Below are 26887 nucleotides of genomic sequence, written 5' to 3'. Positions count from 1 at the left end.
CATTGGGCTCTCCGATTCTATTACAGTGAAAGTATGTATTCGATCAGATCCCTGAACTCTTCAGAGGTCAGTGCTTTGACATTTTTGGAATGACCCGGCTGCAGGACTATTTCCTCTATTGTTTCATGGGATCCAAGGTGATTATAGGGTCCCGTTCGCCAGCATTCTATTATGGATGGAGTGTCCCATTCTGTTCGCGGGTCATAGATGTCTACAACACCCGCATTTGCATTTTTAAGATTGGTAAACAGAGGTGCGGGATGACAATGGATACAATCGAGTTTTTTGCTATCATAATAAATCTCTCTGCCCCTTTGTGCAGATTCACTCAGTCTCCCTTTCACAAGCTTTGGACTTGGAACAGGTTTAAGACGTAAAAGAAAAGTATCCAGCGCCACCGCTACTTCCGCTGAAGGTTCCACCTGCAGCTCAAGGCGAATTCCGGCACGGACAGATTCAAAAGCATCGTTGCGCCTGCCGGTCCAGTTGGTTGGAGGAGTCTGGAATGTATGAAGCATGCTTTTTGCATTTTTAGGTGAATTCAGGTAGGAGTCGGAAAGTATCCAGTTGAGTCCGTCGGGACGGGTAAATGGATGACAGGAATGACAGGATTGCCAATGTCCGACACAGAGATTGGCATCATAGAAATAGCTCTCACCTTTTCGCTCTGCAGTCAAAGCCTTCTCAGGAGCAAGCTCGTGGAGTTGCGGCAGGAGACTTGCCGCATTCAGATCAACAGATTCAATACTATTCGAAAAGTAACCAACCGTATATGCCTTTGATCCGATTACAGCGACAGAACGCGGACTGCGAACTCTTAATACCAGCGTTCTTTTCAAATCCCGTATAAATGTAAATTCATGTGAAACATCTCCCTTTCCTTTCAGCTTTTCAAACATTGCAGGCATGTCAACAACAGTCAGCACATCGTAGCCTGCATGCGCAACACACAACCATTTTCCATCATCTGTACAAGCCACATCCCATGGATTTGCAAACCCCAGCCGGTTGTCATCAAGTTCGACATCATTGTACAGATCCTGTTTTTCCATGTCGATAATAGCGAGGTTGTTCGAATGCACCCATCCCTGATCAAGTGTGACAGCAGGAAGGCTGACACGGCCGATCAGATGCGGGATAAATGCATACTTCTTGTCAGGTGTCAGACAGATGTTCATTGTGGAGTGGCTTCCGGTTGGCAGCCTCAATGTCTTTTTAATGGACCCTGTCTTAGTATCAATAAAACAGACTTTGCAGGTCATCGCCGTATCAGTGGCAATTCCATCCGGAATCATATTTGCCACCAGCAGAAAAGCTCCATCACCAGACAATGCCATTGAGTAAGGTTCCTTGATCGCCGGTACCCGTTTCTCTTCCCTTGCTGAAACGACATTGATAAATGATATGGAATTTTCCATCCAGTTGCAGACGTAAAGCATATCCCCATCAGGACTTAAAACCGGAGACCGTGCCATGTGACCTGCTGAAATCCGCTGTTCAATCGTTCCGGATGATACATTTACAACACAGACCATGCCATTGGGCCAGCGCTCCGATGAACAGGTTACATATAACCTTGAACCATCACCAGAAACAGCTATGCCTGTAGGTTCATTGGGCATAGGAAAAGATTTTGTGACGGAATTTGAACTTACAGAAAAAACAAGCACCTGTTTGGCTGTCCGTGCCCCGATGTATATGAACTTGCCATCAGGTGAAACCTCCATCGAGGAAGGAGAAAGATATCGTGGTCTCTGAACTGTTTCAAGGTCACCATTGAGTGCAAGAAGCTCAAATATCAGGCTGGGAGGCACAATCTCCTTTGGATCCTCTGCAAAACAAATCTGCTGCATCAAAAGCAGGCATATTATAGAGTAAAATGTTTTTCTCATCTCAGACTCCCGGCTTTATTTATAAACCTGTGAGTGGATGCTGATGCCTTATCATTGATATAGAGCCGGGCAATATACACTCCCCCGGGTAATCGCCTTCCAGGTTCATCAATACTGAATTGTCCCTTGAACAGGCCGGGTTTCAATCTCTTTGAGAAGGGAACAGACACAAGCCTGCCGGATAAATCATATATACACAGCTTCACATCTGTAACACTGTTGAAATCTGCCGAAAGATGAAAATGGTTTGCGGAGAATGTGATCTTCGGGACTACAGTCGCGCCCCCTGTATACCCCTTCACCGAACTTGAAGGTGTAGAAACAGAAGCATAATACAAAAGCTCATTTTGCGGGCTTAATACCTCAATGCGGCTGAGGTCTCCGCCGGCATTGGAGCTGTATCTCATTTTGTAAACGACCGAGCCATTATGGTAGATATCATATGAATTTTCACCATTGGCCGAATAGCTGACAGGCGCCCCGAATTGATCAAGTTTAAACTGATCAAATACCGAAATACCTGGTTTATTACCGATTGTGGAAAATTCAGTCCTGCCTATTGTATCGTTGTTGAAATCAAACGATACCTCTCTGATTCTTTTTCCTGTATTATCGTTTACAAAAACTGTCCTTCTCAGGAAAGTGCTGTCTGAAGCATATACAGAACGCCCGGTATTTTTCCCATCTGCATCATACTCAAACTCCACAAAAAGCAGACTGTTTCCGGCTCTGTCAAAGATATCGACACGGTCTATCCTGGCTGAAATTGAAACAGCCAGCAGAAAAACAGCCGATAAGAAGGAAACTGTCTGCCCGCTTCGTATTTTCGTCATTTTACACCCTGGCTTGCCGCTTTTTCTGTTATCAATGAACTATAAATTTCACCGATGTGTTTACTGCATTTCCGGATACTGAGCTCCCGGAATATTCCGGTTTGAATATATAAACACCTTTTGTGATATTGTTCGTCTTCATGTCAAGTCGAATCGAGTTCACCTCATCTTTGAAGTTCCACTTATTAACCAGTCGTCCTGAAATATCAAACAATGACAAAGCACAGAACGCCCTTTCAGGATCTGTCAGTGACAAACTTGAACCATCTCTGAATAACTTGATCCTCTTTATCTCCTTATCACGCAGTACACTCACAGTACCCGGTAAGGGACGGTCAAATTCAACACCCTGGGGATTTGAGGGATCCAGATCTATCCTCGGCCAGACCAGAGTCCCATTCTTCTGATCATTGACCCTGTAATCTGCTCCCAGTTCCATTGAATTCAAATCAAGCCAGAGAGTTATCCGCTGATATTCTTCTTCTGTCAAAGAAACATCGTGATGTGACGGGTTCAGGTTATTGATAAGCCTGGAAAAAGCAGCTCCGAATTTGCCGGGAGTGGTTCGTGAGCCACCTTTTACTGGAGTAACTATATCCCCATTGATATACGGATTTCCATCACCGCAGAAATAGAACGCATAGTTCTTGAGGCTGCCAAAGCTCATATCCGGCCCTCTGCCTCTGCTCCTGTGACAAGGTGCACATTTGTTGTTAAAAACCGGCTTTACAAGACGGGCAAAGTTAACCGGCTCAACCCCTCCTGCTTCAGGGTTCAGTTTTGATGGAGGCCGTAAAAAGGCTATCTTGTTGGCACCTCCGGGAGGCGCTTGCCATTTGTTTTCATGACATCCCACACATGCCATCTGTTCACCTTCATGAACATATGTAGCACTGCGCATCGAATGTACCGCAAGTCCCTTGTCGTCAATTAACTGGAAATAAATAATCTTTCCTACAGGTGCTTCACAATAAACACTGCCGTCAGATTCAACCGGAACCGTTCCCAGTGACATTCTGGCCAGCGCTTCGGCAGGATAACCGTTCCTTGGATCATTTATCAACCTGGTTTCCTTCGGGAACACCTGGACGATTCTCATTTTCTTTATCACCGTATTGGCCGGAAGCGGTATATCGCTGTTATAAACGTCGTTTACCTTTATTGTAGCCCGATAATGATCGTCTCTGTTTTTACGTTCTCCCTGCCAGGTAGCAGTTGCAAGAGCAGGAGGTTTTTGCCTTGCCTTGACAGGTATGGGATCAATAGGCCGCCATGAATTTGTTGAGTAAATGAGCTGTTCTCCACCCCACCTGTCACGCAGAATAATGCTGTTGTTTTTGTTACAAAGGTAATAATCTTCGCTCAATGGCCATGCAGTACCATAGGGACCTGTGGCAAAATCAGGCCAGTTGTTCCAGGCTGTTGTTATTCTTCTCACCTGTGAAACTTTTCCATCATCCTCGATTGAAGGATCAATCATGATAAGTTCACCGAAAGTGTAGCTGTGATGTCCCGATGCGGTTGCGATGTACTTATAAGAATTCGGTATCGCCCTGATATTGTATTCCGCATAGGGCCTGTCCCACCTCCCGTCTCTCCAGTTCGAACCTGTAATTGTCTGTAAAGGGAGAGGATAGTTCCCATGATAAGACCGCGGATCCCTTCCATCAGGGTAACAAGTCCACATATGATGCGCTATGCAGTCATCACGATCAACATAGTCCCAGCGTGTGTAAACGATTTTCCCGTCATTGTCGACACTTGGATGCCACTCATTGGTTTCGTGGTAGCTGATACAGATAATATCCGAACCATCATCCTTCATCGAATGAAGTGTAAAGGTTGGTTTGCCTTTGGTATGACACCTTCCGTACCCTCCACGACGGTCGGAAATAAAAACAATGCGGCCGTTTGGAAGCCATATAGGATCAAAATCATTATGATTGGAATTTTGCAGGAAATTGAACTCAGATGATGATCCATCGGTAAGCTGCACCAGATTCGATCCGTCAATATTGACTTTGAAAATGTGGTAACATTTGTTGTTCGGTGGCGACCAGGCAAAAAGGATTGTCTTTCCATCATAAGAGAGATCAGGAGAGAGAAAAGCCCCCCCTGAAAGATTTGATCCGTTGAAAGGACCGCCTTGTACCCTGGAATTCTGTAGAACATTTACCAGATTCGGATTTGATTTAAAGTTTTTCAGAATAAACAAGCCTCCACCCATGTTGATATTCCATGGGTTGTATTGATCACACATGTGTACTTCATTATTGGGGAACACATATCCGATAAAGAGCAGATCTTCGAAATCAAGCAGCGGGTTATCAAGAGCGATCTTTCTGGCCAGCGCACTGACTTTCATGAACTGATCTTTTGTATCTGTGTTACTGTCAGATGTTTTCGCCAGCGCTGCGGAACTGAGTTCTCTCTGAAGCGCATTCAATTCTTTCTCATATTCATTAAATTTTGACGATTTACTCCGGCGCTTAAGGTCCTGAAGAAGGAGTCTGGTACGGCGCATTACAACATCGGTTGGAGTTTTATCTTCCGGCAGGATCTGAGCATTATCATCCAGAAGGTCATTCTCTCTGTAAGCTTTTTTTGCCGCAGTTTTATACAAATTTATTTCCTGCTGCATCTCACGGTACTGCTGCTCCCAGAATTCTGCGACACTTCCGTCAACTGAGGAATAAGCAGAACCGTACGAAAAACAGAGCATCAGTAATACAGCAATACTGAATTTGAATAAATTGTCTCCCATCTTCTTTCTCCCTTTTTTTTCCTCTATAGTTCAAATTATAACTCAATGCCAATCATTATTCACGTCCTAAAAGCCCGAAACAATGCTTTTTCTGACACGTCCTTCGCATTTGATCATGACGATATAAGGTCCCCTGTTCCTCACCGGAACAATGCAGGTCCCGGATGCTTTATCAATTTTCTTTACCAGTCGCCCATCCGGCATCAAAACCGAAACACTGTATGCTGCTTCTTTTCCCTTCTGCCTGATAACGATTTTTTCTTTTGATAAGAATGTCCTGAAGCTGCTGATTTCACTGATATTTCTCATTTCAATCGCAGTTGAGCCTGTGATAAACTCGAACCAGTTTAGATTAAAAAGGTAACCATCCCCCCCTGTGAACTTCAGATACACATCATGCTTACCTGTCACTTTGCTTATATTGCAAGAGACTGTTGTCCATGTCTGCCATCCACCTGTTCCACTGACCTGACAGGTTCCTATAAGTGTCCCATTGCTGCCGTCAATCCTGATTTCAATTTTTCCGCCACTGCCGCCGCTGGCTACCCTGGCCTGAAATTCCTCGGAACCTGTGCCAAAATTGACATTACTGTAAACAGCATAATCTCCGTTTTCGATATACCCTATATTCAGCCCGCCCTCAGAGCAGGTTTCGGTCTGAATTCCTGATTGTGAGGTATAATTTTCTGCTTCAATCTGTGATAACGATCCGCTTACTCTCAACAATGCACTCGACTCGGCTGATTTTCCCTGGCTGTTGACAACATACAGTTTATAAATCCCATTTCTATCCGGAACCTTGATCAGCGTGTCATATCCCGCTGCCTTTGTCATCGAGGGACCCTCTGCGAAATTCGATGTTCCTGAGGGAGCAAACCAGACTGTTGCCGAAGAATCTCCAGTACTGCGGATTTTTATGGTACTTCCAGCAGGCGCTTCACAGCTTGCAGGGAACACATAGTTTTCTGTCTTTATAAAATTGGCCGGATAAACATGCCTGTATTGATCCTGAATCCCTGAATTGACACAAAAAGTATACTGGGTTGCCGGCCAGACAGCATCTGAACGCACCTGGATCGGATCTATTGTGCTGTTTGGAGGGTTAACACCCATTTTGTTTACAGTCGCGAATGTTCGCAGGATTGTCAGGTGATGTTTCTCGCCGAAATCCTCACAGTTGATGGTATATTTGACATTGGGATCGATGTCCAGAACATTATCATTTTCAACTATCCACGCGCTACCCTCATCGTTATGCAGCCCATAAGTAGGGCCATTGGTCGCAGCAGGAATTCCCCTGACATAATTCTCATTGATGTTTGTTCCCGGATTCTGCCCTATCGTATAGATAGCACCACTGTCATGAAGTCTTCTCAGAGTGTTTATTATCCGATTATAACTGACTGTGTTGTTCTTGGCGGTTGTCGATGATTTAAACTCTCTCCATCCCCATCCCAGATTGACACCATTATAAGCTGTTTGCTCGATATGGTTATGGGTTATTGCGAGTGATTCTGTAAAGTATGCTGTTATGGCAGCACATCCTCCAAATCCCGGAATCATACTGATATCATAAAGAAGGTTGTTGTTTATTGTAATGTCTTTACATACGCCCTCTACACCCCGGGGGTATTTTGCATAAGTTCCACCATCTCCGATATCTATATGCTGAGGATGACCTATGGTAATACCACTTGATGTGATATCTGTTATATAGTTCCCGATAATATTGCAGCTTACAACATCATTAGCCATATTGATTCCATCAGCACCTGCATGCTTTATCACATTGCCGATAAAGTCAATAGATTTGGCATTTCTCACTGTTAACATTCCCGGATTTACATCGAGAATTTCATATCTGGTAGTGTGCCAGTTAAGATCACCATAAAAAGCAATGTATCCATTTGCACCCTGACAAGTTGTCTTACCCCTTGAATTGCCAACCTGGTAAAGATTGAAATCGGTGTGTGCGAATGTAATGCCTTCAAAGGTTATATTCTCGACCCGTTCAGTAGTGGAGTTACCTGCAATTTCAAACAGAATTTCAACAACAGGAGCCTGAACATCCGCTGTTGCCATATTTTCACCCTGACGAGGGTAATAATAGAGCATTTTTGCGGTTTTATCAAAGTAGAACTGTCCGGGAGAATTCAGAAACTCGTAAGCATTGAAAATCGTGTGATTTCCAGTTGTTGTAAATGCCGCACCCCAGCCGGGAGTCTGTGTTATCGCTCCATAAGGCTGCTGCAGCATCAGCGCCCTGTAATTATCATTTGTAGTAATGACATCCCTTACACAGGCAATATTTTCATTCCAGGTAGTACCATTTACAATTTCGAGATCATCCTTGTTACTGGCAATCGCCGGCACATCCGATATATTATACTTTACACCATCACTCTTGCTGCCACTTGCCCATGCCCACGAGGCCTGTCCAGAGCTTACAGAATAAGTACCCTGCCCCCCTCTTGCCGTGACTCTTTTACTGGTCATAGAGGCTCTCATATCGTTTACATACAAATTTCTCAGCTTAGTGGAGCGGTCCAGGGGAGCCTTGTAGATGTTTCCACTGTGCTGAGTCCACCCGGTGACTTTTACGGCTCCGCTTACAACCGGTGTTTCACCCGGATAGGCACGGTAGTAAATCCTGTATCCGTTTTTCCCGGAATCCTGCGGCTTCAATGCTATTGGACTTGTTACATTGTAAGTGCCGCCTCTGAGGTAAACAATTATGTCTCCGGACATGCTGCTGTTTATCTTGCGCACAGCATCCCGGGCCGCTGTGATTGTTTTAAAAGGCGCACTTATTGTTCCGGGATTATCATCGCTGCCATCCGGTGACACATAAAATGTCGCCTGGGTTCCCGCAATGGCCGATGACAGAAAAAGGAAGAAAGCAACAATGACAAATACTGACTTGAATAGAATTTTCTCACGTTTATTCCCGCCATAACACCAGATTTTATGCATATGCATAAATATGCCCCTTGGATTTCCGGAAAATCAGAATGTCTAATCTATTAATTTAACGAATATTAGATCAATAACAGTAAATTTCAGTAAATGCGGCAAAAAAAGTGTTCCGTAAACCGGAACAGAGCAAAAATTTAGTATTAGATGTAAAGATGGGGTTTTTCCTGGGATTATCTGAGCATCCTGCATGGACAGTACTCTTCATTCACCCGCAGAACCACAATTAAAACGGGTATTGGCAAAACTACTTCACACTAACTATTTCTTGAGAATTTTCCGGGTATAAATACCCCCTGAATTTCTGATATGGAGTATATAAATACCCTGAGAAAGCCCAATCCCTGTATTCTTTATTCTATTCCCGCTTCCACTTTCCAATAAGGTGCCATTTATTGATGTAATCCGGTAGTCAAATTGACCATTTGTCCTGATTTGAAACCCCTCATCTGAAAAAACAACCGGAGAGAGCTTAACTGGCGATCTGTCCTTTTTCCTTAACGCCGTCGATGTATTCGTAAATTCCATATAATTCAGATTCATATAGTTGGCATCAAAAGCGACACGCATTACATGCTGCCCCTGTACAAGATCGATATCCTTTACAGTAACAGTAGTCCAGGTCTGCCATCCCCCGGTATTGGGCACTTCTATTGAACCAGTGATATTCACTCCATCGATCTCAATATGCATCCTTTTCCCATCACCATCAGCAGCCACACGCAAAGCAATGTCATATTTCCCTGTCAATGCTATATCGACTGTATACTCAAGCCATTCACCCTGTAAAATATAGCAGATATTGTATTCACCCGATTCATCGGCAGTTGCCTCTATATCAACCTGATCATTTCTGAAAGCAGCATTGCCCTCATTGCCATTTGCATTTGCCTCATGATAAGCAATACCCTCACCACCCAGATCATACTCCTCTGCTTCTATACGCCCGGGTATAGCGTGAGCCGTACCCTTGTAAGGCCCCTGAACTGCCTCGATAATGACAGAAACCGGATCTGAAACACCCTTTCGCCCCTTGTCATCTATCGCTTCGGCAGTAATACTGTGTGTCCCTGCATTCATGCCAGACCATTGATAACTGTACGGGGCAGCACTGTCACTTCCCAGAAAAACCGAACCGTCATAAAATTTCACACATTCAACACTTCCGTCAGGATCTGAAGCACTGGCTTCAATTGTAACTGTCTCAAGTGAAGAAAAACTGCTGTTATCATAAGGTGAACTAATGCTGACTTCTGGAGGATCATTATTATCTAAAACAAGCAATGTCAGCATCTTCTGTGCATAACGAATTCCAAACAGACGGTTGCCTTCCGTATTGAAATGAAACTGATCCTTTCCGGGAAGCCCCTCAGCAGAAATGACATGCGAGTTCGGTATTACACTGGGAACGGTTTCGATGACACTGTTGTGCCCCCAGCATACACCTCCCTTATTCTGGTAGAGCAGTTCACCTACAAGAAGCGGTGTTTCCGCTGCAGTCAATCCCAGATCTCTTATAAAGTTATCATATACTCTCTTAACCTTCTGAGGCCAGTCCTTCTGGGTGTTATTTGTTTCTCCCTGGTGCAGTAAAATTCCCTTTATCACGCCATCCTTTTGTGCAAGCTTAGCCAGATCAAGCAACCAGGCGTACGCACTCCCTCCATACCTTTGCGGAACATAATTATAGGTATCGTACCCTTCATATCCGCTCTCAAAAAACAGTGCTATGTCACAACCCGGTATTGCGACGACTATTACACCCACTCTTATGTTGGCAGGCAGGTTTTCCACCATCGTTCTGCCGAAATAATCAGCCGGTCCAAGACCGCCATTGCATCCCCAGAGTGGTGGGACAGCAGGATACCATTTCCCGAAAGTCCTGCTTAGATTCGTACATCCAATCGGTTCCATCATCTGAAAGCGGCTGTCAACAGTCCTGTCCTGAGCCTCTATCGTCCCAGCACCTGCCATGTTAGACTGCCCGAAACAGAGATAGATGTGAAAATCGGGATCCTGGGAGTATGCTGCAGTACAGAGCATAAAGAGAATACAGCAGAGACATATATTGACTTTTCTCACTTTGCCTATTTCCTGATGAACATGGGTACAACCCTGTTTACTTTACCAGCATTATCCTTGATGTATGGAGAACGCTTTTTCCGGAACTAATCTTTGCCAAATAATATCCAGCCGGCATATTTGATAAATTGTAGCTCTCTGAATAATATCTGCCATTCCCGGACTTAATAGCGAAGGTTTTCACCAAAGTACCCTTAATATCAAATAACTTCAAAGACGCGTCTTTTTCAGATCCTGTGAACTCTATTTCCAACATCGAATTGTTAATTCTGACATTCACAGGAGAACGCATTACAGTATTCCTCACGCACTGTATCCCTGTGGGATCAATCTCCTCCACCGATACATTGTCAAGGAAAACTGTACCGGCAGACAAACCGGCATTGAAGCTAATCTGTCCTCTGTCGGTTGTCTGACCCTCCATTTTAAATGTAAAGGAGAATTTCTGTTTTTCTGTAGAAAGATCAAATTGCTGTAATTGGGACAGGTAGCTTGTCCAGGGATCACTCCCCATCTGCACATTGACCTCAAGAGTTCTGTTTACAGAAGAGTATGCATCGAATGAAACCCGGTAACTCATTCCTTTTTCCAGATAAAGGCTGTTTTGAACAAGCTGGATATCATGGCTTCTTGAAGCAGGACTTCCAATACTGATATTATACTCTCCATTGACAACACTTCCGGTTCCGGAACCGCTCCAGGCATTAAAAGTCCAACCGGCAGATCCTGAACTGAAATCACCGTTAGTCACGAGGTTACCGGCTGCTCCACGCTGTATGGGTATCACATAAGTTGTAATAGATTTTGGCGATGATGAGGTTGACAGCGTTCCGTTCACAACAGTCAAGTCATCTAATTTCTGGAAATTTTCCGTCGCAGAAGTTCTCCACACAGACACTTTTGGTCCGACCTGCTGAAAATTTGACAAATTGTAGTCAAAAGTAACAGCACTGTTACCAGCATTTCTCTGAACGATGACAAGCCGGTCCTGCTCAGGAGAGAGAAAGGCAACTGCATCATTATTATCAATACGGATCATCCTGGAGAATGGACGGATAATGGAAGTGAACTGACGGATCGCATGGTATTTTTTAGTGATATAGTACCTGTTTCCCCCGGTAAAGTCTGCATGAATACAGCCCCAATTTTTGTTAACACTGGTCTGAGCCTGTTCGCTCTCGACAACCTGCCAGGTAATCCAGGCCTCTGCCTTTAAATCCCTCAGATCCCTGATTATGCGATTTGCAATATCAAGACCCGGAACTATGTCGTTATGATTATGTGTCCACTGGTCAAAAGGATACTCGGCTCCACTGCCGTCTATTTCAGATGCCCAGAGCTTCTTGCCGTCCCTCTGTGCCAGAGCCAGCAAATCCGTCCGGCTGCCCCCGAAATACCCATGTGTATTGATCTGGTAAATGCAGGATTTGACATTCGCATTGTATGAGTTGTAAGCAGCGATCGTAGACCCATACGATGCTCCGTCCGGTGCGGATATTTTTGTTAACAACTGCTTCTCATCCAACTGTTTTTTCACCTCCAGTATCAGCTTGGCCTGATTCTCATGCGAAAAAGAACACCCTTCCTGCGCACCGTTCACCGTCCATCCATTATCCGGTTCATTCATTGGTTCAAGTGTACGAAAAAAAATTCCCCATTCATCGTTGAAATGCTTTACAACCGTAGTTAGATAATCCACAAACTGTGAATAATACCCGCTTTTAAGGTTATTGCTCCCTCCGGATCCGCCTGATGCGCATCCGCTTACGGTCATCCAGTACGGAGGAGAATTTGAGAAAGCTTCGGCAATAAACCAATCCGATGGAATACGCTGCTTTGCCGCATTGACAACCCACCTTTGCCCTGCATCTTTTGTCCAGTCATACTGGGCATTTTCACCTGCCTTGAACCCATCCATCATCTTTCCCACTCCCATGTGGTTATGTGATGGATTGTCACCGCCGCCAATATTGTAGCGGATTATGGAAAGTCCCAGACCATTTGAGGTATCGAACAACAAATCCATAATGGAATCCCGGGCCTGATCAGGATATTTACCAATAATATTCCCCCACCAGCAGATCGAAGTACCCCAACCCTCGAATTCCTGATACCGCACCCCTGGATTCACTGTAACTGTTACAGCTTCGGCATTACCGAACAACAGTAGAAAAAGAAGCATTGAACAAACATACACTGCTTCTCTTCTATTCTGCATATTTTTCATTTTTTTTACTCCTAAATAGATGTATCTGAATTACCTGCGTTATCAACGCAGATATTCAGATACAAATAAGATCACGGTAGTTTTTCTCTGTATAAAAACGGTTTACTTTACCAGCAATACTTTTGAGCTGCCGATTGTCTTCCCCTGACTTCTGATTTTCAGAACATAAGATCCTTCACTTATACCCGACAGATCGAAACTGTTGGAATACACTGTGCCTGATCTTTTCTGAACCGCAATACTCTTTACCATCTTTCCCTTCAAATCATAAAGGTTCAGAGAAACCGGTCCGTTTTCCGGTAATGTAAATTCCAGGTGCAGAACCGAATTACTGCAGTTTACTTTCACACCTGATGATTGTACCACTGCAGGGGAAGAAACAGTTGCCACACTGAATTCTTTTACCTTTACATTGTCGATAAAAACTGCCGGAGTTTCAAGCCCTGCATTGAATCCTATACGGCCATTTGCATCTGTCGGATGCTCCATCGTGAACACAAAGGAGAATTCCTGTTTTGTCGTAGTAAGGCTGAAATTCTTCCGTTCAGGCAGATAACTTGTCCACGGACTTTCATCCATCTCTACATTTATCTCAAGAGACCTGCTGGAAGCAGCATAGGCCTCAAAAGCCACCTGGTAGGTCTTCCCGTTTTCCAGATAAAGCCCAGACTGCACAAGCTGGATATCATGGCTGTTTTCAGCTACACTGCTGATCCCTATTCTATACTCTCCATTTACAACCCCCCCTGTAGCAGAGCCGCTCCAGGTATTAAACGTCCAGTCATCTGCGTCTGATGCAAAATCTCCATTAAACACAATGTTACCATCAATAGTATTGCGTTTAAAAACTGCAGTGACAGCCTTGTCACCATTCATGGTTATAGTAAGTGGATTCTGGTTACCACTTACCCCATCACCACTCCAACTATCAAACACCCATCCATCATTGGGCTCTGCAGTGAGTGTCACTGATGTACCTTCCGGAAAGCTGGATCTGTTCGGAGAACGACTCACTGTACCCTTCCCAGCAATCTGGATTGAAAGCAAATACCCTGAAGGCCCACTGAAACGGTACCAGTTGAGTCTGAAAGGCTCACCAGATCCTTTGAAAACCAGATAGAGATCCTTTACACCGCTGCAGTTGGTGACCTCACATTCAAAGGTTTTCCAGGTGCTCCAGCCACCTGTTCCCGTGATATTACAGGTTCCAACAAGAGTCCCTGTCTGGCTGCCAAGCCGCAGTTCGATTGAACCGCCCGATGAACCGCTTGCGGCCCGCACTTCAAACTTCTCCGCACCATCACCAAAATCCACTCCCTTGACACGAATATAATCGTTATTGGAAATGGAGGTAACCATTATCCCGCCCTCGCTGCACACATCAGTTTTTATACCTGATTGCCGATTAATAGTTTCAGCCTGTACAGTGTCATAGGGATTAAGATATTTAATCTGGGGAGGACCATTATCGGTGCAGGCAGACTTCTTCATTGTGCCATCAGCATTATAGTCAGCCAGATCAACACTTACGCTTCTTTTGTAAACCTGATTCGATACCCTTCGTTCATGGTAAAACACATACCACTTATCCTTGAATTCTACAACAGAGGCGTGATTGTTGTTACCCATATTAATGTTTTTACCGTTCACAGAGGGATTATCCAGAATAATCCCCTTATACTGAAAACCGGTCATGGGATTGTTACTTGTCATGTAATCGATTCTGGCTGAACTGCCATTGAAATCGGTAGAGTACGAGAAGTAGTAAATACCATTCCTTTTATGCATGAAGGCAGCCTCAAAGGAACGCGGGGCACTGATAGTCACAGCGGTTCCATCCGTGGAAATCATGTTATCGCCCAGTTTTATTACCCGCAGGTTTGTTCCAGGAGTCGATCCGCCTCCTCCAAAATAGAGATAAGCCTGCCCGTCGTCATCGATAAAAGCGGCAGGATCAAAAAGCCACTCCACATTACAGTTTGGCATGCTTTTATTTACAAGAGCTCTGCCTATTGCATCTTTATAAGGACCCTCTATTTTGTCTGCAACTGCGACACCTATCGATGAACCGCCATCAGGAAAGTAAAGGTAAAACTTACCATTCTTGTGGGCAGCTCCCGGTGCGTAAGCGCGGTTTGCCCATGAAGCGTCCCTTGGTACTCTGAAAACTTCTCCATGATCAGTCCAGTTCACCATGTCATCCGATGAAATAAGGGTGTAATCAATGATATCGTAACCCTCCCCGTTATTGTCATCACGGGAACAGAACACATAAACCCTGTCATTCCATACCATGGCATTGGGGTCGGCTGTGTACTTATGAGTGATAATCGAATTGTCTGCCGTTGCTGTCTGTATTGCCACTATTACTAGTAAAAGCAATCCCGGATTGATTGAACGCTTTGAGATCATTTGATACTCCCTTTTACGGTTACTGATGTATTATTCCTGTGATCAATTTACGCTTAAATACAACCTGTACGAACCTATCTCGTCAGTAATATTTTCGAAGCATGTACTATGCTTCCTTCAACTCCGACTTTGACAACGTAAAATCCGCATGGCAGAGCAGACAGATCTAAACTGCCTGATTCACCTGTTCTTGTCCGTAGCACTGTGGACTTTACAACTTTCCCCTTCAGGTCAAAGATATCCAACGAGGCTTTTTCGTTTCTGAAATCTCCCATATCTATTCTCAACAGAGAATTTCTACAGTTTACATTAATAGAAGAGTTCCTGATGCGGCTGACATAATAGAGCGATGTGGGATCAAATTCCTTAACTGACACATTATCGATAAAAACAGTCGCAGTGGAGGTACTGACATTAAATCCAATACGGCCGGCGATATCCGTCGGATGCTCCATTGTGAATTTAAAGGTAAAAGTCTGCTTTGTCGTCGTCAGATCAAAATGCTGCAATTGCGGCAGATAGCTTGTCCACGGCTCATCCTTCATCTCTACATTCACTTCCAGCGACCTCTCTGATGCGGCATACGCATCAAATTTTACCACATAGGTCTTGCCCTTTTCAAGGTAAAGACCCGGCTGAACAAGCTGAATATCATGAGAATTTGTTCCTGTACTCTCAATGTTTATCCGATATTCCCCATCCACTACACTCCCGGATGCACTTCCGCCCCAGGTATTGAGAGTCCATTCTTCTGAACCGGAACTGAAATCACCATTAAGCACCAGATTGCCGTCTGCAGTACCGCGTACAAATAACGCAGTAATCGCTTTATCCTCATTCATCGTTATAGTTATCGGATTTTCATTCCCGCTCAATCCGGAACCGCTCCAGCCGGCAAAAACATATCCGGTCTGCGGCTGAGCCGTAAGGGTAACGGTTTCTCCCTCTTCAAAAGCAAACTTATCAGGATTTCGGCTTACAGTTCCATTGCCGACAGTCTGAATGCTGAGGCGTATACCCGAAGCATAGTACCCGACAAACGTTACCACACTCTTTGCCGGAAGTCTCCAGGAAAAGCTCGTTCCCGCTGTAACCTGGCTGCGGGCTGTCAGTTTGACAGCATCCGATGTCTCCCACGGAGTCACAGAAGGAACAGATACGCCGTTAAGTACAAATCTCTGTTCTGTTGCAGAAGTATTCTCATTTATTGCCACAATTGTCAATTGTCCGAGAGAATCATTGCGATATGCAGTGACATATACTCCATTTGATGGGTTGTGATTTGCTGTAACCCGGTAGGAGCCCGGTCTCACAAACCGGCTGTAGTTGCCCATCACATAACCGCGCTGTATCACATGCCCCCTCATCACCAGCCCGTTTGATGCAGTTCCGTTTACCCCATCCGCCGGAATAATCCACCATGTGTGGTAAGCGCTGACAGGACCATTTACAATCTGACCATGCATCTGTTTTGCAATTGCAATACCGGGAGTCATCGATTCATCACCGGCAAACTGATCGAAGCCATACTCTGTCTGCCAGAGTTCTTTACCTTTTTCTCTTACCAGATTATAGGGGAAACCCCTTGAAGCAGTTGGTTCATCACCGTAAGAGTGTGTTGCAATTACATCACAGTATTTCATTGCATTTGGACTGTTTAACAAGGCATCACCGTAGGGCTTGAGCGATCCCCAGTTAATGACTTCAGGCGCTATTATCCTGGTTTTTAATCCTGCTCTTTCAAGTGATGGCCCAAGGTAATCCCCTACAAAGGTTGCAAGCTGTTCAGGGGTATACCTGCAGGATTCATAATCAGCCGTCCAGTTAGGCTCATTCTGCGCTGAAATCCATTTCAGATCAACTCCCTGAGATTGAAGATTTTTTACATAGTTTACAAGCCGGTCTGCCCAGTCCTGATAACGTGACGGCAGAAGACTTCCGCCATTATTTACGTTGTTATTATCCTTCCACTCAGCCGGTGGAGACCAGGGAGCAGCCCAGATAGAGGCACCCAGTGCCTGGGCTTTTTTGGCAATATTTATCTCACCCTGCCCGGTTGTCCCGTTGGGAGCTATCCTCATCCGCATCAGTGTCAACCCGCACCCATCTGTGGGTGAGAAAAGATCGTTTATCAGATTATCGGCCAATCCCCCGGCCCATGCCGTCGATCCCCCGAAACCGGTCATCTTCTGCTGGACATCCTCGAACTGCACGGTACAATCACCTGCAGATAATTGAGATGCCAATCCAGTGGAAAAAACCGTCAACCCAACGAAAATCAAGCGTTTAAACATCGACTTTGTTCCCATAAGAATCCCTGTTTATAGTGTTATATTTTAATAATTTAAGGATAAACAGCCCAGATGCGGTGAATAACCGAGGATGGAGGATAAAAAGTGTTCTATAAACTGGAACAGTGAGCCCTGAAGGGGTGATATTTGGTAACCAGGATTAAAGGCCCGGGTATGTGAAAAGGAGAGAATTTCAGAAGTGACTTTTAAATTTGGGCTGTCGGGAACTATTCCGGGATCCGAAGATCCCGGAAAAATGCATACAATAAGGGTATACCGTAAACCCAATCAATTCCGATGCAGGAATCTGGTACTGCTGAGTATTTTCCCCTCTGCTCTTATTCCGGCAACATAGATTCCAGAAGGTACCGAGGAGAGGTCATAAGTCCAGGTATTTTCTGAAACGGATTGCAGATTTCCGCTTTTAACAACATTTCCCTTCAAATCAAATAAATCAACAGACAAGCGGACACCGGGAACCGGGCCATACTTGATTCCAAGTGAGCCGTTTGCATAAGCGACTCTCGGTTTTAATCTGATCCTGCGGTTCCCTGAAGCAATCATATTTCCGGTAGCTTGCTGGATTGAGATATTGTCAAGGTACACCGTCCCTGTCGACGCGCCAAAATTAAACCCGAGCCGTCCGCTTGAATCGGTAGGATGCTCCATCTTGAAAGTAAAGGAACAGGTTTTTTTGACAGTAGTCAGATTGAACGTTTCCAGTTCTTCAAGATAACTTGTCCAGGGATCTTTCTCCATCTCCACATTTACCTCCAGGATTCTCTCTGATGCTGCATAAGCATCAAATGACACCTGGTAGTTTTTGCCCTGCTGGAGAATAAGTCCTGACTGCACAAGCTGAATATCGTAATTGTTGTTTCCAAGACTTGAAATTATAGTCCTGTATTCACCATTTATCACATCACCTGTGGCACTTCCTCCCCAGACATTGAGAGTCCATCCAATTTTCCCGGCATCAAATTTACCATTATATACCGTATCCCTGTGCTCAGGGATAGTGACTCCGTCAAAAGACACACCATCAAAAGGCACAACGATAACCTTGCTGTTATGATCATCATTACCCTGATCCTGCTCTTTTTCAGAATCAATCACAGAAAACGTCCAGTGTGTGATATGCCCGTTTTCGATGTAAACTCCGGGACGTTCTATCTTTGTCCACCTGTTGACAGTTCCATCGGTGTAACGCAGAAAATTTGATCTCGGATCAAATGCCAGGCCTTCATTTGTCCAGTTTCTTATACCGTCCTTTGACCTGAGGTGATAAGCTTTTTTATCACTCCATGAATTAACAACCACATGATAATACCCGCCACTGTACCACAAAACCGGATCTTCCAGATTTGGCGCAAGCCCGCTGTAAATGGAATTACACTGGACCTTGTAGGGCCCGGTAAGCTTATCACTGGTCATGATCTGTCCGTGGCGCTCTATAATCATAAACTTACCGTCATCTGGGCGGATTATGATGCTGAGGTTTGCGATTTCCCTTGGACGGCTGAACCCATTGGCGTCTATACTGATTGAACCGGCAAAACTCCACGGCCCATCAAGCGACGGAGCCGTAAAGAAATCTCCGGGGCGGGTATCACTGACAACTGATGCATAGGTTCCGTCTTTAAGCTGTAAGATGGTCATATTGTGGCCCTTTCCACCGTCATTGTGAGGCCATGTCAACCCCTTATCAACGTATGGACCCATTATGGATTCACTTACTGCATGGATCCCTACAGAAGACAGCCATGCCCAGTGACCACCATTCTGGTTCCAGCGACTCGCAAACATGTGATACTTCCCATCCGGCCCCTTTATTATCGGTCCATCCCAGTAACTGAATGACCTGTTGGTTGTATCTTCAAGGCCATTACCAATGTCCCTCTTCCCTGTCATTGCACAACCCCATTTGTCTGATCTGAGAGGCTTTACAATCGGCATCGGAAGAAAATAGTCGATAAGAGTCTGTGCATCACCCGCAGGGACTAACAAACAGATTAGTCCTGCAAATAAAACCCTTTTACAACCAATAAATTTCCCTGTTTTCATATTATCAGTCTCTTTCCCTTTCAGAATCATCTGCCGGTCAGTACAATCCCTGATTTATAAACTGTTTTGCCGTTATTGACCTTCAATATATAGTAACCACCGGGAACCCCTGCAGTACTGAGACTGAACCTCTGGACTGAACCGGGAACTTTTCTGAAACCGGCACTCCGCACAACATTGCCCCTGAGATCATAAAGATCTGCAGTTACAATACCATGTCCTTCGGCAGCAATAGAAACACTTATCAAAGATCCGTTTTTACGTACACTCATCTGATTCGCTTCCCTGCTCAGATAAGGTCCTGATATCTTTACCGGTATGATTTCAAAGAGTGACACATTGTCGATAAATACCGAAGGAGTAGCGGTTCCTACGCTGAATTCTACCCTGGAATCCTCGTAAGTTGGCTCTCCCATGGTAAATTCAAGTGTAAAGGTCTGTTTTGATGTTGTGAGATTAACCTCACGCGATCCATTTACAATAGACTCACCATCTGCTCCCAAAAATGAAGTATAGGGACTGACCGGCATGCCGACATTTACAAAAAGAGTTCTGTTTGCTGACGCATAGGCATCATAGATCAGACGGTAGGTCTTGCCCTGTTCAAGAAGTATTCCAGGCTGCACTACCTGCAGATCATAGTAATTGTTTGCCACTTCACTGACATCGAGCCTGTACTCTCCGTTTACAACACTTCCCGTGCCGCTTCCGCTCCAGTTGTTGAATGTCCAGTTACTGGATCCTGATGAAAAGCTGCCGTTTACAATAAGATCCGGTTTGCCATCCTCTGTAACGAAATTGGCTGTGATCGATTTCGACGAGTTCATTGTCACAGTCAGAGGATTCTGGTTACCTGATGCATCACCGGTCCACTTGTCAAAAACCCACCCTGCTTCAGGAGTTGCTGTCAATGTCACCTGCGTACCCTTTTCATAGCTTGAACTGTCAGGTGAACAGTTCACTGTCCCCCGGCCAACATTTCCTATGGAAAGTTTCAAGCCTGATGACTCATCAATGGTCATTATATCGTTGTAATTTTTTCCGATTTGAAACCAGTCAAAGTCCACATACCCGCCGACGCTCTTTGTGGCATAATTGAACAGGCCAAACCTGTATCCGACAAAGTGCTTGAGATCATAAGTCATCTGCAAAGTATTTCCAATCTGCTTCCAGTTCAGGCTGTCAAGACTGTAGAAAAATGTCGCTTTATCATTGCGGTTGGTAAAGTCCATATCTATCCGCAGGTAGATACGGTTCTGACTGATCGGCGTACTTGCAATCTCCGAGGGATTACTTGATTTGGCGTTGACCATTACAACAGAAAGATTTGTTCCTGATTTCTTGACACCCACATATCCGTACTCGTATTGAAGCGCTAACAAACCCGCGACATCCCCATCCTTCATCCCGGATACATCCATTGCAATGCGGCCTGAGCATTTAGGTCCGAAGCTGCGCTGAGTAAGGGTGTTTTTAGCTCTCAGCACCCCTGCATCGACCCGGCTGGTTTTTATGCGGTAAAAGCCCGGACGTTCCGTCAATGACCAGTTTGCATTGTCGGGATTGTGGTTCCATTGCCATTCAAGCTTCATTTTCGAAGAACTGAAATCATCACTTGTCACAACCCCTGTTGTTCCGGGCGTAGTATTAGTAGGTATATTAAATGAGGTTGGTGAAACGCCACCGTTAAAAACCGGCCAGTCATTCTGCCACGTTACAGGCATCAACCATGGACACCGGCCAACTGAACCATTATCCTGGAAAAGATATCCCCACCATGAACCATCTTCTGTCTGAATAACGCTCCCCTGTGCCACACCCTTGCTGCTGTGTGCAACTTTTCCTTCATATTTACCATCAATTGTCCGGCTGCGGTATACCAGAACCGTTCGCCCATCGTAGCCGGAACTTGGCCAGCAAATCAGAAAAACATAATACCAGTCATTTATCTTCTCTATGTGCGCACCTTCAGCATTGACAATTATATTTCCGACCAGACCATGAGCATTCGGGATAAGAATCTTGTTGAGGCCGCCCTGTTTAAGTCCTGTCATATCTGAATTAAGCTCGACTATGCGGATATCACCGCCCCCGTAAACAATGTAGTTTCGCCCGTCACTGTCCATGAAAAGGGATGGGTCATGGTATACAGAAGAAATCTGAACCTCTTTCCATGGACCGTTTTCCACATCTTTTGTCGAGTACAGATGGGTTTTGTTTGAAGTGTAAGAAAAAGTCAGCACATAAAAAGTTCCGTCCTTATACCTGATACTGCTTGCCCAGGAACCCTTGCTGTAGGCGTCTTTACCATTGTTGAGATTCATCTGATCATTGTTGACAAGAGTATTGTAGGCATATCCGACAGTGCGCCAGTTGACCAGATCTGTGGATTTCAAGATCGGGACACCCGGAGCGAAATGCATGGTCGTGAAGCTCATATAGTACTCACTGCCTACCTTGACAATAGATGGGTCGGGGATATCAGCCCAGATCACAGGGTTTTGAACTGTTTCCGCGGACAGTGTAAAGACACTTAACAGCACTGCAGATACAAATCTCTTGAAAACTTTTGGAGTCATCATGGTCACCCTTTGATTTCTCTGTTCAGGTTCTTTATTTCGTTTATTCATATAGTCAGGTTATTTCACAGATGCATTACCTGCCTGTTACCACAAACCCTTTTGCAAAAGCAGTATTCCCGCGGCTGATTTTTGCAATGTAGTAACCCTCAGGTATTACTGATGTTTCAAGGTTTAATCTCTGAACCGATCCTGAATGTGCCTTGAAATGTTCAGTATGCACCACTTTACCTTTCAGATCATAAATGCCAAGAGTTGCACTGCCGGCTCCGGAAGTATTGAATGTAAAATTGATTACAGAACCGTTTTTCCGGATTTTTAAGCTGTTTACTCCACCTTTGGATCTCTTCAAAGAGACTTCCACCGGTTGTATTTCATAGAGTGAAACATTGTCTATGTATACAGATGGAGTTGCAGTTGCCGCACTGAACTCAACTCTGGAATCCTCATAAGTGGGTTCTTCCATAATAAAATCAAGTGTGAAAGTCTGTTTTGATGCAGTCAGGTTGACCGCTATCTCTCCATCGGTAACATTGGTAAGAAATGTTGTCCAAGGCTCAACCGGCATCCCTACATTAATATTCAGAACCCGGTTTGCTGATGCATAAGCATCATACACCAGACGGTAGGCTTTACCCTGTTCAAGAAGTATTCCCGGCTGAACCACCTGAATATCATAATAATTGTTTCCGGTTTCACTGATTGTTAGCCTGTACTCTCCATCAACAACACTCCCTGTACCTTTTCCGCTCCAGTTATTGAATGTCCAGTGATCGGTTCCGGATGAAAAATTGCCGTTCAGGACAAGATCCCTCTTTCCGTCCTCAGTGACAAAACTGGCTGTAATCGATTTAGACGAATTCATAGTAACAGTCAATGGATTCTGATTCCCGTTGGCATCACCGCTCCAGCCTTCAAAAACCCATCCCTCGGAGGGCTCGGCCTTGAGTGTCACCTGTGTGTCCTTTTTATAATAGCTCTCATCAGGACTCCTGGTCACCTCTCCCCGTCCTCTTGTACTTACTGCAAGACGGTAACCTGCCCCTGTCAGAGACTGGGTTTTTAAATACGCCCAGGCTTCTTCACTCCCGTTCACATCAAAGGGTTTTCCCTTAAAAGCCGGATCATCATTGGCATTTGCCTTTCCGGGAGTAGCCCAGTCATGGATCATACCCGTGACAGAGATAAGTGTGATCTCACTTGTCATGCCGTTATTATCGGTACAGGGTCCCCAGTACTCCTTGAAAGACTTTGAGTTGGGGTTTGAAACAGGGTAAGGTTCTGTTCTCTGTGCTGTCTGCGGACAGCCGTACTCTCTGATTTTATTGTTCAGAAAATTGTGAAGATTGCTGTAAGCAACAAAATCATCAGCAGTACCATGGATGTGAAAAATGGGCACCGGACGGGTTTTTGTGCATCCTGATTGGCCTCCAAGAGGGTATCCGCATCCAGGAGCTATCGCCGCGATCTTCTCCGGGATCTTGCAGGCCAGATAGTAACTCATCATGCCGCCCATGGAAAACCCGGATGCGTAAACCCGGTTGCGATCGATGCTGAACCGTTTATCCATCGAATCGATTATTGCCTCTATAAATTTGATATCTTTGTCTCCTCCAAGATCCCACCTCAGATCGCTGCCAGGAGCTGATTCAGGATATGTCACAATGAACTTTTCCCTGTCTGCGATCGGCTCAAACTTCATCATTCCCTGGTTCATACTGGCAGGAATACCCATTCCGTGCATGGAAATCAGTAAAGGCGGGTTATTTATTCCAGACGGGACATACACGATAGATTTCCGGGTGAGGCCACCTACATTGAAGGTCCACGTCTGATTGACCTGCTGGGAAAGAATACTTCCAGGAAGAAGCAGCGAAAAAACAAATAACCTTGATAACTTACCCATAAAATGCCCCCCGAATAACCTTGATGACATTCCCCCCAGTAGCAGATCAGCAGATCATATATTCTCTAATATAGCTACACTTGATTTTAGTGGCGGGGATTTGCAACGGACAGCACAAAAAAGTGTTCCAGAAAGCGGAACATGTGGCATATACAAAAGCACTCTCAACATCACGATATTCCTTCAGGAATCCAGTCCTTACTCCCAAATACCCATAGCCCCACACTTAAACGATTAAGCAAATTAAGCTCTTGAAGATGCTGCAGGCTCATAGTTGCAACCGGCGCACAATCAATATGCGCCGGTATTTATACACATTTTAATGGGTTTTTACCGGATTACATTCGCCTTTACCACATAAACACCGGTGGGAAGTCCCAGGTCCCTTTTTACATCAAGGACATTCTTCGTAACATCTGTTTTCAATAACAGCTTTCCAGAGCAGTCATAAACAGTTATACTTTTCAATCTCCCCGAGAATTTTCCGGGAAAAGCGATACGGCCACCGGTAGTTCTCATAGTTATCGAGGGTAATTTTGCAGCGGCTTTTGACTGCGACGGCAGAGCCCTGACAGGAAAAATCGAAACCTGCTCGCCGGTATATTCAAGCCTGTGGTCAGGTTCTGCGGTTATCGTGCCACCTACCCCGTGATCAAACGTGACAAATACAATATTGAATACCTTTTTCTCTTCCATGCCCTTAAAACTGCCTTCACGACTGCCGATAATGACGTTACGGGTGGCATCGATATAAGTAATAGGGATTGTGGCATAACTGCCGGTTTCGTAATTGTAATTATCACCTTCATCCTCATAAATTGTAAATGATCCGTCTTTTCCGGGATAGATACGCAACTCGATTGTATCCGCCCTTTCTGTAGCATACTGAATTTCCGGACCCATAGGCACTATGGAACCTGCTCTTATGTGAAGTGGAATCTTTGACAGCGGCGCAGATATGTTATTTGTGATTCCACCGTTGACTATTGAACCTGTCCAGAAATCATACCACATACCGGATGGGAAATATACCGAACGCGATGTAGCACCCTCTGTGGTAACCGGACTCACCATGAATGCAGGGCCAAACATGAACTGGTCACCAATGGTTTTTACCTGTGGATCATTTCTGAAGTCAAAAACAAGATGACGCATGGGAGTATAATCTTCGTTTGTCGTCATCCAGGCAAGAGAATAGATGTAGGGCATAAGCCTGTAACGCAATTTATCAATCAGAATAAGGTTTTGCCTGGTAGTTTCCGACCACATTTTATTATAAAGCTCTTTACCCTGACCAGGCTTCATATTTCCATGAATCCGGAATACCGGCTGGAATGCACCATACTGAAACCATCGGGTAAAAAGTTCCTGCATTGACGGCGTAGAGTAATCGACATTTACCCCCCAGTAGCCTCCGATATCCGTACACCAGTAAGGGATACCGGTAAGGGTGGAATTAAGACCGCAAGGGACTGAATTTTTCAATGCAGGCCAACTGCAGTCTATATCATTGTTCCACTGCATGCAGGAGTGTGATTGCTGACCGGGAAAATTTGCCCGGTGAAGAATGACAGCACGTTTGCCGGGAATGTCCATGCGCCAGTTTTTATATGCCATTTCAGTCAGCGGAAAAGTGTATGTATTATAGAACAGCACACCCTTTCCCATTGCAGTCGTGAGAGTTCGTCTGTTGAAGCCGTTGGGATATGGAAATGGTTCATCGTTGTCAAGCCACCAGCCATCCCATCCCTGTACCGCAGGATCAAAAAACGCATTGCGGATAAGTCTCCAGAACTCCTCCCGCGCATCTGCATTGTATGCATCAATAAAATGGGTTGCTCCATCAGAAGGCCATAGCCATCCTTTGGAATTGAAATTATTAAACGGCGGCGAACCCTCTTCCAGTTGACTCCAGATAGAAATCAGTGTGTGAATGTTTGCGTTATGCAGTTCTGTAATTGTCTTCTTTACATCCCCGTAAGAGGAATTGAAACAGTAGCAGCCCTGCTTGCCAGCTCCATCCCAGTAGTGCCAATCCTGAACAATGCAGTCGAGCGGAATTTTATTATTGCGGTAGCCGTCTTTGACAGAAAATATCTCACTCTGGGAATAGTAACGATCTTTGGACTGAATAAGACCATAGGCCCATTTCGGGAAAAGAGGTACTTTGCCGGTTGTCGCACGATATCCGGAAATAACCTGATCGATTTCAGGACCATAGAAAAAGTAATAATTCAGAGCATCACCGCATTCAGACGAAAACGCATACCTGGTATTTCCCGCAATATTGCCGCTAAAATTGATTTTTGCATAACTGTCCCAGAAAACTCCATACCCCCTGGTTGAAACAAGCACCGGAACAGCGGTTGTATGAGGACCATAAGCCTGATCCAATACTTCAGTTCTTCCCTTGTAGCTCACCTGCCCCCTCTGAAACTGCCCCAGCCCATACAGACCTTCATCAGCAGGGGAATAGAATTCACCACGGACAGTATGGGTCTGCACACCCTCAACCGTTGCAGGAGTCATTGACTTTCCATACTCGGAAAGAATTACCTTACCACCCAGGTCCGTATACGTAATATTCGCCGTAGATTTACTGACTTTTACTCTGATCTTACTTGTCTGCAGAATAATCGTATCTCCCGCTTCGGTTTTACTGAACTGCGGAGTCCCCCATTCAGCAGTCACCACTTTCAGCGGTCTGGGCGGAATTGCCGAGGATGTCGAATAAGCGACATGCACAATATCCTCACGACAGATCTTTACTTTCATGACCCCCGTATTGCATGTACACATGATTCCATCGCTTTGCTGAGTGCAGGATGTAATGCTTAAACCCCAGACCCTGCTGAAATACGACG

12 protein-coding genes are annotated in these 26887 nt (G+C 45.0%); all 12 read right to left on the bottom strand.

What is annotated here, in order from left to right:
- Positions 1 to 20 precede the first annotated feature (20 nt).
- Positions 21 to 1892: a hypothetical protein gene (locus GX089_06535; GenBank protein ID NLP02132.1), complete on the bottom strand. Its 1872-nt coding sequence runs from the start codon at positions 1890 to 1892 to the stop codon at positions 21 to 23.
- The gene (locus tag GX089_06530; protein ID NLP02131.1) at positions 1889 to 2725 is read right to left on the bottom strand and encodes a hypothetical protein; all 837 of its coding nucleotides are present in this window, start codon (positions 2723 to 2725) and stop codon (positions 1889 to 1891) included. The genes GX089_06535 and GX089_06530 overlap by 4 nt, the downstream gene beginning before the upstream one ends.
- Before the next feature lie 31 nt (positions 2726 to 2756).
- A complete protein-coding gene (locus tag GX089_06525) occupies positions 2757 to 5489 on the bottom strand; it encodes a hypothetical protein (protein NLP02130.1) in 2733 nt (910 codons plus the stop codon).
- Between the two features lie 66 nt (positions 5490 to 5555).
- Positions 5556 to 8468, bottom strand: a complete 2913-nt coding sequence (locus GX089_06520) for a carbohydrate-binding protein (GenBank protein NLP02129.1) — start codon at positions 8466 to 8468, stop codon at positions 5556 to 5558.
- A gap of 255 nt (positions 8469 to 8723) precedes the next feature.
- On the bottom strand, positions 8724 to 10544 hold the full coding sequence (locus GX089_06515; GenBank protein ID NLP02128.1) for a carbohydrate-binding protein: 1821 nt from the start codon (positions 10542 to 10544) through the stop codon (positions 8724 to 8726).
- 37 nt (positions 10545 to 10581) lie between these two features.
- Complete coding sequence (locus tag GX089_06510; GenBank protein NLP02127.1) at positions 10582 to 12771, bottom strand: hypothetical protein; 2190 nt, start codon at positions 12769 to 12771, stop codon at positions 10582 to 10584.
- 102 nt (positions 12772 to 12873) lie between these two features.
- Entirely contained in the window at positions 12874 to 15183 is a 2310-nt protein-coding gene (locus tag GX089_06505) for a family 43 glycosylhydrolase (GenBank protein NLP02126.1), read from the bottom strand.
- 74 nt (positions 15184 to 15257) lie between these two features.
- A complete protein-coding gene (locus GX089_06500) occupies positions 15258 to 17492 on the bottom strand; it encodes a hypothetical protein (protein NLP02125.1) in 2235 nt (744 codons plus the stop codon).
- Between the two features lie 270 nt (positions 17493 to 17762).
- Positions 17763 to 19481, bottom strand: a complete 1719-nt coding sequence (locus GX089_06495) for a hypothetical protein (protein ID NLP02124.1) — start codon at positions 19479 to 19481, stop codon at positions 17763 to 17765.
- 83 nt (positions 19482 to 19564) lie between these two features.
- Entirely contained in the window at positions 19565 to 22120 is a 2556-nt protein-coding gene (locus GX089_06490) for a family 43 glycosylhydrolase (GenBank protein NLP02123.1), read from the bottom strand.
- Positions 22121 to 22193: 73 nt separating this feature from the next.
- Positions 22194 to 24023, bottom strand: a complete 1830-nt coding sequence (locus GX089_06485) for a hypothetical protein (protein NLP02122.1) — start codon at positions 24021 to 24023, stop codon at positions 22194 to 22196.
- A 330-nt stretch (positions 24024 to 24353) separates the two neighbouring features.
- Positions 24354 to 26798: a glycoside hydrolase family 31 protein gene (locus tag GX089_06480; protein NLP02121.1), complete on the bottom strand. Its 2445-nt coding sequence runs from the start codon at positions 26796 to 26798 to the stop codon at positions 24354 to 24356.
- Between the last annotated feature and the right edge of the window lie 89 nt (positions 26799 to 26887).

The sequence above is a fragment of the Fibrobacter sp. genome, from assembly GCA_012523595.1.
Taxonomy (GTDB): domain Bacteria; phylum Fibrobacterota; class Chitinivibrionia; order Chitinivibrionales; family Chitinispirillaceae; genus JAAYIG01.
Note: the sequence above shows the minus strand (reverse complement) of the source record. Positions and strands in the feature narration are given on the sequence as shown.